Annotated in this window: 1 protein-coding gene; it reads left to right on the top strand. The window is 37.5% G+C overall.

Annotated elements, in window-relative coordinates:
* Positions 1 to 157 precede the first annotated feature (157 nt).
* Positions 158 to 264, top strand: a 107-nt coding sequence (locus AC1ECF_RS17670) for a TetR family transcriptional regulator (protein ID WP_480390747.1), incomplete at its 3' end; no start/stop codon positions are given.

The following is a 264-nucleotide window of genomic DNA, read 5'->3' as shown; positions in this document are numbered from 1 at the left end:
AACCTCAACCACCCTTTCTAATCTATCTACTCTCGAAAAAATATACCTGCAACGAATGATTGACATAAAATACAGCCATCTTATAGAATGAAACAGTCACTCATTTATATAGACCAGTCATTATACTTGAAAAGAGGGATTTCATGTGAGTGCAAAAATGGACTCGCGTCAAAAAATTTTAGAGGCTGCTACTCGCCTTTTCAACATACAGGGATATCATGCAACAGGCTTAAATCAAATTCTGAAGGAAAGCGGTGCCCCTAA

The sequence above is a fragment of the Psychrobacillus sp. Z3-81 genome, assembly GCF_056620325.1.
The sequence above is the reverse complement of the archived record's forward strand: the minus strand, read 5'-3'. Positions and strand labels throughout refer to the sequence as shown.